This window comes from Sediminibacterium sp., assembly GCF_051860225.1.
Lineage (GTDB): Bacteria > Bacteroidota > Bacteroidia > Chitinophagales > Chitinophagaceae > Sediminibacterium.
In genome coordinates this window covers 169,793-178,461 of record NZ_JBHYEI010000005.1, presented here as the reverse complement: position 1 = coordinate 178,461, position 8,669 = coordinate 169,793, and the positions used below count along the sequence as shown (strand labels likewise).

The 8,669-nt window shown below is 32.7% G+C and carries 7 protein-coding genes; 3 read left to right on the top strand and 4 right to left on the bottom strand.

Annotated features, from left to right (window positions below; genetic code table 11):
* Positions 1–140 precede the first annotated feature (140 nt).
* Positions 141–1,415, top strand: a complete 1,275-nt coding sequence (locus ACTIEI_RS14595; RefSeq protein ID WP_439507020.1) for a sensor histidine kinase — start codon at positions 141–143, stop codon at positions 1,413–1,415.
* Here ACTIEI_RS14595 and ACTIEI_RS14590 read toward each other — a convergent pair.
* Positions 1,405–1,869, bottom strand: coding sequence for a GNAT family N-acetyltransferase (locus ACTIEI_RS14590; RefSeq protein ID WP_439507019.1), 465 nt, complete (start codon positions 1,867–1,869; stop codon positions 1,405–1,407). The two genes, ACTIEI_RS14595 and ACTIEI_RS14590, sit on opposite strands and share 11 nt — an antisense overlap.
* 66 nt (positions 1,870–1,935) lie before the next feature.
* On the opposite strand from ACTIEI_RS14590, the gene ACTIEI_RS14585 reads away from it, so the two are divergent.
* Positions 1,936–3,408 (top strand): NAD(P)/FAD-dependent oxidoreductase, encoded by a 1,473-nt coding sequence (locus ACTIEI_RS14585; protein ID WP_439507018.1) that lies wholly within the window; start codon positions 1,936–1,938, stop codon positions 3,406–3,408.
* On the opposite strand, the gene ACTIEI_RS14580 is transcribed toward ACTIEI_RS14585, so the two are convergent.
* From ACTIEI_RS14580 to ACTIEI_RS14570, 3 genes are read right to left on the bottom strand one after another with little or no spacing between them, the layout of a single operon-like run.
* Positions 3,405–4,658, bottom strand: coding sequence for a replication-associated recombination protein A (locus tag ACTIEI_RS14580; protein WP_439507017.1), 1,254 nt, complete (start codon positions 4,656–4,658; stop codon positions 3,405–3,407). The genes ACTIEI_RS14585 and ACTIEI_RS14580 overlap by 4 nt on opposite strands.
* A complete protein-coding gene (locus ACTIEI_RS14575) occupies positions 4,655–6,418 on the bottom strand; it encodes an ABC transporter ATP-binding protein (protein ID WP_439507016.1) in 1,764 nt (587 codons plus the stop codon). Before ACTIEI_RS14575 ends, ACTIEI_RS14580 begins: the two co-directional genes overlap by 4 nt.
* Positions 6,419–6,421: 3 nt before the next feature.
* Positions 6,422–7,627, bottom strand: a complete 1,206-nt coding sequence (locus ACTIEI_RS14570) for a nucleotidyltransferase family protein (RefSeq protein WP_439507015.1) — start codon at positions 7,625–7,627, stop codon at positions 6,422–6,424.
* Positions 7,628–7,749: 122 nt separating this feature from the next.
* On the opposite strand from ACTIEI_RS14570, the gene ACTIEI_RS14565 reads away from it, so the two are divergent.
* Positions 7,750–8,667, top strand: a complete 918-nt coding sequence (locus tag ACTIEI_RS14565; protein WP_439507014.1) for a hypothetical protein — start codon at positions 7,750–7,752, stop codon at positions 8,665–8,667.
* Positions 8,668–8,669: the final 2 nt, after the last annotated feature.

Here is an 8,669-nt window from a genome sequence, read left to right as displayed (position 1 = left end):
CATCTAGCTGGGAGAGTAGGTAGCTGCCATATTTATTGAACCTCGATCTTTATTGATCGAGGTTTTTTTTTGCTCTTAACTCATTGTTGTAAATGATTAAAACTCAATTGATCTAATTATTGTATCTTCAACTCGGTTTTATGGCTAAACCGAAATCCAATATATTATATCAAATTCTTTCGTTAGGTAATCAGGAGTCTACGCCATTTAAAGTTGCGTACAAGAACTATATGTTCAATCTGTTCCTATTGATGGCAACACCTTTTGCCTTATTGGTAATGTGTATCAATTTTTATATTGGAGAATATGTTCTAGTTGTTTTTAATTTTCTTCATGTTTGCATTTTCTTATTCGGTTATTATATTTCATATACCCAAAAGTTTCTAGCATATAGAGCCCTTTTATTGTTTATTGGTGCGGCAATTGGTTCTTATACAGCTTATGTATTTAAGAATGGAAATGAGTACCGTTTTCTTATAATGATTGTTGCTGCTGTTGTTTTGTGTGAAAAGAATTGGCAATATATTCTATTTGTTCTTTTTGTGTCTATAAGTTTCGTAGCGATACGATTAGATGAATTGCCACTATATTCAATGGCTAATATTCAAATTGTTGAAAAAACAGTTAAGTTCCTTTTCCCACTTGCTTTTTTCTCAATTTGCCTCTATTATTTTAAAGAAATTTATTTTAGAAATCAATACAAGCTAGAAACAGCATATGCTGAATTAAGTAAAAATAAAGAGGAACGAGACCGGATTTTAAATGTAGTAGCACACGACTTGAGAAGTCCATTAAGTGGAATTGCTGGAATAAGTAAAATGATGATATCTGACGATAACATTTCAGAAAACAGTAAAGAAATGTTTAGTTTAATTGAACAGAATGCTTCATCTACTTTGAGGTTAATCAATGATTTGATGCAAACAAATATTAGTTCTGTTGATCAGTATCAATTTGAAGAAATTGAATTGAACAAATTAATTCAGCACTCTTTGCAAATACTTGTATTTACCGCTAAAGAAAAACAAATTAATTTGGAGGCTAATATTACAAAACAACCAATTTTTATTAAAGTTGATAAGGATAAAATAGAAAGGGTTATTTCTAACTTAGTCACTAATGCAGTAAAATTCAGTAATAATGGCTCTATAATCAATGTTTCATTGATTAAGTCTGATTCTTTTGCTGAATTAACGGTAAAAGATAATGGTATTGGAATTCCCGAATATTTACAAGGTAAGATTTTTGATTTATTTACTACAGCAAAGCGAAAAGGTACTGCAGGTGAAAAAAGTTACGGATTAGGGTTAGCAATTTGTAAAAAAATCATTGATGTACATAACGGTAAAATAACAATTGAGAGTAAAGTTGGTAAAGGAACTTCAATCAATGTTCAGCTTCCGCTTAATGCCTAACCATTTCAATATGTTCTATTCCATCTTCCAAATACATTTCTCCTTCTTCAACAAATCCAAATGAAGCATAGAATTTAATCAAATAGCATTGTGCTCCAATTCGTATTGGGGCATCGCCAAATTGTTTTTGAATTAATTGAATTGCTTCTGCAATCAAATGTCTACCTGCTCCAGACTTTCTATGATAAGGGGAGCTTACTACTCTGCCAATACTCATTTCTTTATATGCGATCCCTGGAGGAACTAATCTACAATAAGCTACCAATTCATTATTTTTCCAATACATTAAATGCATACTTGATTGGTCTTTATTGTCTGCATCTTGAAATATACAGTTTTGTTCAACTACAAAAACTTCATTTCTCAATTGTAGAATTGCATACAATTCATAAGGTGTTAGATTCTCGAATTGTTTAAGTAAAAAATAAGCAGTAGCTGTTTCCATTGGTTTCATTTAATTGTTTTGCAAATAATCCCGCATCTTTGCAATGCTGTAAAAATAAGCATACCAGTATTAATCATGTCAAAAAGAGTAGCAATTATAGGAGCAGGGCCAGCAGGATTAACTGCAGCTTATTTATTAGGGAAAGAAAAACAGAATGTAATAGTATTTGAAAAAGATCCTACATATGTTGGTGGCATCTCTAGAACGGAGAGTTACAAAGGTTATCATTTTGATATTGGCGGACACCGTTTCTTTTCTAAGTCTAAAGAAGTGGAAGATTTCTGGACGGAAATTTTAGGCGATGAAATGCTTGAAAGGCCAAGAAGTTCTAGAATCTATTATAATAAGAAATTCTTTTCTTATCCTTTGGTTGCAATGGAAGCATTAAAAAAATTAGGAATTATTGAAAGTACTCTTTGTGTATTGAGTTATTTGAAAGCTAAAATATTTCCAGTTAAAAATCCCACCAATTTTGAAGACTGGGTAGTAAATCAATTTGGACAAAGGCTTTTCAATATTTTTTTCAGAACATATACTGAGAAAGTATGGGGAATCCCTTGTAAAGAAATTTCTGCAGATTGGGCTGCACAAAGAATTAAAGGCCTCTCCTTAAGTAGTGCAATTTGGAATGCACTTTTCAAGCCAAAGCCTTCATCGAAAGGAGATGTAATTAAAACACTAATTGATTCTTTTAGATATCCTAAGCAAGGACCTGGTTTAATGTGGGAACGTTGTACAGAGAAATGTAAAGCAATGGGAGTTCAAGTTGAAATGAATTGTGGAGTTCAAGATATTGCAACAGAAAATGGCAAGTGGACAGTAAACACCAATGATGGCAGAACATTTACTGATTTTGATTATGTGCTTTCTTCGGCTCCCATGCGGGAATTGATAAAATCGGTTACTCCTACATTTCCTACTAAAGCATTTGAAGGTGCATCCAATTTAGGGTACAGAGACTTTTTAACGGTTGTCTTAATTTGTAAAGATGAAGATGCATTTAATGACAACTGGATTTATATTCATGACCCAAGTGTAAAAGTAGGGCGTATTCAAAACTTTAAATCATGGAGTCCATATATGGTTCCAGATCCTGATATGGCTTGTTATGGGTTAGAGTATTTTTGTTTTGAAGGAGATGGATTATGGACTAGTAGTGATAAAGAGTTGATTGAGTTGGCTACTAAAGAAATTGCACAAATCGGATTAACAAAGCCTTCTGCAGTAGTTGATGGATATGTAGTACGACAACCTAAAGCATATCCGGTTTATGATCATATGTATAAAGAACGAGTAAATGAAGTAAGAGAAGCACTAAAGGATTATCCAGGTCTATATTTGGTTGGTAGGAATGGTATGCATAAATACAACAACCAAGATCATAGTATGATGACAGCCATGTTGGCGGCTAAAAACATTGTAGCGGGCAAAGAGTTATATGATTTATGGGATGTGAATGAAGATGCTGAATACCATGAAGGCGGGGAAAGAGGGGCAGAAGTTGAGAAAGTTGCAGAGCGTCTTGTTCCACAAAAAATAAACCCTTAATACCCGTATTTACCTTTCCAACGATCTTTTAAAAATTTCTTTATTTCATTTTCTCTAGCGTTGTTTCCAGGTATGTAAAATGGGGTGTTTCTTAATTGGTCGGGCAAGTACTCTTGTTCAATGAAATTATTTTCTCCCAAATGCGAATACTGGTAATTTTTACCGTAGTCCATTTGCTTCATCAATTCGGTAGGGGCATTTCTCAAATGTAGCGGCACCGATAAATCACCATGTTGTGAAACAGCATGTTGCGCTTTAGCAATGGCTTCGTAAGAAGCATTACTTTTTGGAGAAGAAGCTAAATAAGTAGCACATTGCGAAAGTATAATTCTGCTTTCAGGATATCCAATTTTAGCTACTGCATCAAAAGTTCCATTGGCTAATAACAAAGCGTTTGGATTAGCATTTCCAATATCCTCGCTTGCGAAAATGAGCATTCTTCTTGCAATAAATTTTACATCTTCTCCACCTTCAATCATTCTTGCTAACCAATACACTGCACCATTAGGATCGGAGCCCCTCATACTTTTGATAAATGCAGAAACAATATCATAATGTTGCTCACCAGATTTATCATACAAAGCAATTTTTTGTTGAGCCACTTTTAAAACAATATCATCAGTAATGATAGTGGCACCAGTTTGAACAACAAGATCTAATAGGTTTAATAATTTTCTTCCATCTCCACCGCTTAGGTTGATTAAAGCCTCCGTTTCTGCTAACTGAATATTTTTTAGTTTCAGCAGCTCATCTCTATTAAGGGCGTCTTGCATCAGCTGAATTAATTGCTGCTTTTCTAAAGCTTTTAAAACATAAACCTGACACCTGCTCAACAATGCAGCATTCACTTCAAAAGAAGGGTTTTCTGTAGTAGCACCAATTAGTCTAATAATTCCTTTTTCTACTGCACCTAATAATGCATCTTGTTGGCTTTTATTGAAACGATGAATCTCATCTATAAATAATACTGCTCCAGATAAGTGTTTGGCTTGTTCTATTACTTCTCTTACCTCTTTAACACCACTGCTGATAGCAGAGAGCTGAAAATAAGGCACTTTAAGCGTTTGTGTGATAACATTCGCCAATGTGGTTTTGCCCACCCCTGGAGGCCCCCATAAGATCATAGAAGGCACAACGCCTTTTTCTAAAGCTGTTCTTAAAATGCTTCCTTGGCCAGTGATATGTTCTTGACCCAATACCTCATCTAAATTAGTGGGGCGCATTCTTTCGGCTAAGGGGATATTTGTCATATTTGAGTTATGGATTGGAGTTCAAACATAGCTTTAAAAACACCATTTGTTGTCATAAGGTCTTTAAAATTTCCTTGTTCAACTATTGAACCATTTTGCAATACATAAATACGATTTGCATTTACTAAGCTATACAACCTGTGGGTAACCACTACTATGATCTTATCTTTTGCTTGTTCATGTAGCTCTTCAAACAAGCGCATTTCTGCTGCTGCATCTAATGTACTGCCTGGTTCATCTAGAATAATGAGTGGAGCATCTTTGTAGAAAATTCTGGATAGGCCTAATTTCTGCCATTGCCCTCCGCTTAATTGAGTTCCAGCACCAAAACTTCTCCCTAATTGAGTTGAAAAACCTTGAGGTAGAGAATGTATAAAATCGGCACCAGCCTTACGAGCAGCTGTTTCTATTTTCTCTTTATCAGCATTTGATTGCCCCATCGTAATATTATCTGCTACACTGAAATAGTATTTTTCAAAATCTTGAAAGAGAATAGCAGCTTTTGTGCGAAAAGAAATTGGATCAATTTCTGATAACCTAGTTTGGTTCAGTAAAATATTACCAGTATATATTGGATATAGATCAGCGAGTATTTTAATTAACGTTGATTTTCCAGAACCATTTTCACCAACAATGGCAATCAGTTCACCTTTTCTTGCTTCAAGGGATATGCCATGCAGAATTTCTTTGTCTGATTCTGGGTAACTAAAAAAAAGATTATTAATGACTAATTTTTCCAGTTCACTTGGCATAGATTGTTGTTCCTTTTTACTGATTGGTGCAAGATCAAGAAACTGAAATAAGTGATTAAGAAAAAGCCTTTGTTGATATAAGCCAATCAATGCTTGCATCCAAGATTTTGCAGAAACTTGAATACGTTGGAAAGTTTGCAGGTAGAGTATAAATAAGCCTGCAGTAATAGTTTGCTCCCAGGCATTTTTTGCTAAATTAAAAAGGAGAAAACCAATAGTAATGATTTCAATAAACTCAATCATGACTATGTACTTAGATCTAATAGTAAGTAATTTTCTTTTTTCAGCAAAAATATATGTTCTTAATTTATTGTATTTATTTATGAGAAAATCACCAAGTGAAAAAATGCGAATTTCTTTGGCATAAAGTGGCGACGTGGCTAAATGTTGAAAGTAAATTGATTGCCTATCTTTTTCTGCAAGATCTTTTTCTTTTATAAAACTCTCTCTAGTAAAATATGCCTTCACAATACTTAGTGGGATTGGAATGGAGATAAAAAATAATGCGTAACCCCAGTGAATCGTAAAGAGAAAAATGCTAATTGCTAATAAAGTAAGAAATTGTTGTATAAATGTAGTTAAATTGGTTAAAAGTGCACCGGATTTATGCAATGCCTGTTGTTGAGCAATATGTAAGGTGTCGTGATATTTTGATTGTTCATAATACATGTAGTCAACTTGGGTAGCTTTTAAAAGTACCGTTGATGAAACAGTATTGGTCAATTTTTCCTGATATATCTGAAGTAATTGTGAAGACCATTGCGTAAGTAAGGCACTTATGAGTTGAATCCCAATATAAACGATTATTAAATTAGTAAGTTCAGTAATCTTAAATAGGCTTGGTTGTGTTATTATATCAACCAATTTTTTCACAACAAATATTAATGCTGAAGGAATTATTGCAAGCACAACTTGTATACTCAATAATTTTGCAGCATAAATAGGTGAAGCATCGGTTATAAGTAAAGCTGCTCTTTTATAGTTTTTGATGAAAGAAAATTCATGCATGTGTTACTTTTTTTGTGCATCAAAGGAATGATCTTTTATGAATCTTATTGGTTTAAGCAGGAAATAAGCCCATTTTAAACCTCTTGGTAGGGAAATCCATTGGTAATCCTCGTAATTAGGGTAAAACAATAGCTTAATCATATAAATAAATATGTACATCTTATTTTTCCATGATTTTTCTAGTATAATTTTTCTTATGTACGGATAGAATAAGTGCTTCATCGGCGATTTTTGATATTTAGAATCTAGCAAATGATGTGTAAATAAGTGAGTATTCATTTTAAAATTGCAATTACCTATTGGGATAGATAAATTTAAAAGACTATTTGATAATTGTATTGCCATCTGGGCCTGACTTTCGAATGAATTATTTTCAATATAAAAAAACAACTCAGCTCGATTTTTTTCATCAAGTGAAACAAATGCTTTTGCTAAATCTGTCACATTTCTTAATATACCGAATGTGTCTTTAACTGAATGATGAACTAGTGTGGAAAACAATAATGCCGCACTTGACATTGAATATTGAATATTGGTAATTTTACCATCATTTTTTTCTATTTGAAGTAAAGCACTATTGCAATTAAGTGGATGGCTATGTGGATTCCCAATATTCCAATGTAATTCAATATGAAATATTCTGTGGCCATTTTCATAAAAATCCATATTGTATTCATTTTCTCTGACTTTTGTGGTTTCACCGTAAAATTTAATAAAGTCTACTACTGATATGTACCCTTCTTTTTCTAATATTGCAATACAAGTTTTTAAGTCTTTCCATTCAATTAATATATCAATATCAGAGGACTCTCTAGAAGCGTAATCTCCAAAAAATTCCTTTGAAAAAAATGGGCCTTTATACGGAATGGCCTTGATTCCATTTTTTTCAAATAAATGAATCACTCTTTGGGCTTCATAAACCAATTGAAAATTTCTTATCGTAAATTGACGAATATCATTTTTAAGTGCCTTTTTAAGTTCATAATCTAAGCATTCTAATTTAACTAGTTCTTTAAATAGGAGAGGGCGTATTCGATGATATGCTGCAAGTGATTTTAACTTAGACCAATTTATTTTATTTTTTCTCTCATCAATGAATTCTACAACTTGATTTTGGTCTGTTGTTTTAAAGTAATTACGTAGCAGTAAAATGATTAGCGCTATTTCTGCATTGTATTTTTTTTCAATATCAATAATTTCTAACGACATTTTTAGATATTTTAGTTAATTTAACCTTTTTGGAGATTGGATAAAATGCAATATTATTCGTCAATCAATTATAACGATTAAATATAGTATTTAATACTCTTTTTTATACAAGTGAATACAATATGGAATTTTTCTACAACGCATATGGCTTATCAATCAATTCAGAAATCTTTTTTCCTGAGTTTATTCCGAGTTTATCCAAAGTGCATAATGTTCAAATTACAATTGGTAATGTACCAACGGAGCTATCGGGTGAAAACGTAGTACGTCATGTAAATCTAAGTATTACTCGTACTGAATATCTCTTAGATATAAAAGATATTGCTACTTACTATGTATTTGGAGGTAAGCAAATCATCGTATACATTTACCCTAATGCTGAAATGGATTGTGTCCGGTTATTTCTGATTAACAATGCATTTTCTGCAATATTGTATCAGCGAGGGGTATTCCCTTTACATGCATCCGCATTTATTGATGATGGGAAGGCTGTATTATTTATGGGGCCTTCTGGAGCAGGTAAATCTTCATTATTGGAAGCATTCAGGCGGAGCGGAAAAAAGATTCTATCTGATGATGTTTGCGTATTACAAAAATCTGTTGAAAATAGTATTCCGATAGTTGCTTCATCTTTTCCAAGAATAAAACTCTGGCAACAAAGTTTTAGACAATTTGATTGGGAATTGCCAGATTCAGCTTTCCGTATTCGAAAAGAATTACCTAAATATTATATTGATACAATCAATGAATTCATTAACGAAATTATGCCAATTAAGGCTATTTTTTTACTTGAATTTCATGCTATTAATGAGGGAAAAGTTGAAGTTAAAAAGTTAACTGAACTTAGTTCGCTAAAAAAAATCATGGACAACCTGTATAGGCCCTTGCAATTTTCAACTATGGGAGAAAAGAAGACGTTTTTTGAATTATTGACCGTCTTAAGCCAATCAGTTCCCACTTATTTATTAAGTAGAAATAAGCTGGAAAACTCATTAAAAGATAGTATGTCTCTAGTTAAAGAAACAATTAATAAAATTTAAGT

Excerpts from the sequence above, each read along its gene's own strand:
- ACTIEI_RS14580 (WP_439507017.1), bottom strand. The coding sequence starts at position 4,658 with ATGACAAATATCCCCTTAGCCGAAAGAATGCGCCCCACTAATTTAGAT.
- ACTIEI_RS14575 (WP_439507016.1), bottom strand. The coding sequence starts at position 6,418 with ATGCATGAATTTTCTTTCATCAAAAACTATAAAAGAGCAGCTTTACTT.
- ACTIEI_RS14595 (WP_439507020.1), top strand. The coding sequence starts at position 141 with ATGGCTAAACCGAAATCCAATATATTATATCAAATTCTTTCGTTAGGT.
- ACTIEI_RS14565 (WP_439507014.1), top strand. The coding sequence starts at position 7,750 with ATGGAATTTTTCTACAACGCATATGGCTTATCAATCAATTCAGAAATC.
- ACTIEI_RS14570 (WP_439507015.1), bottom strand. The coding sequence starts at position 7,627 with ATGTCGTTAGAAATTATTGATATTGAAAAAAAATACAATGCAGAAATA.
- ACTIEI_RS14585 (WP_439507018.1), top strand. The coding sequence starts at position 1,936 with ATGTCAAAAAGAGTAGCAATTATAGGAGCAGGGCCAGCAGGATTAACT.
- ACTIEI_RS14590 (WP_439507019.1), bottom strand. The coding sequence starts at position 1,869 with ATGAAACCAATGGAAACAGCTACTGCTTATTTTTTACTTAAACAATTC.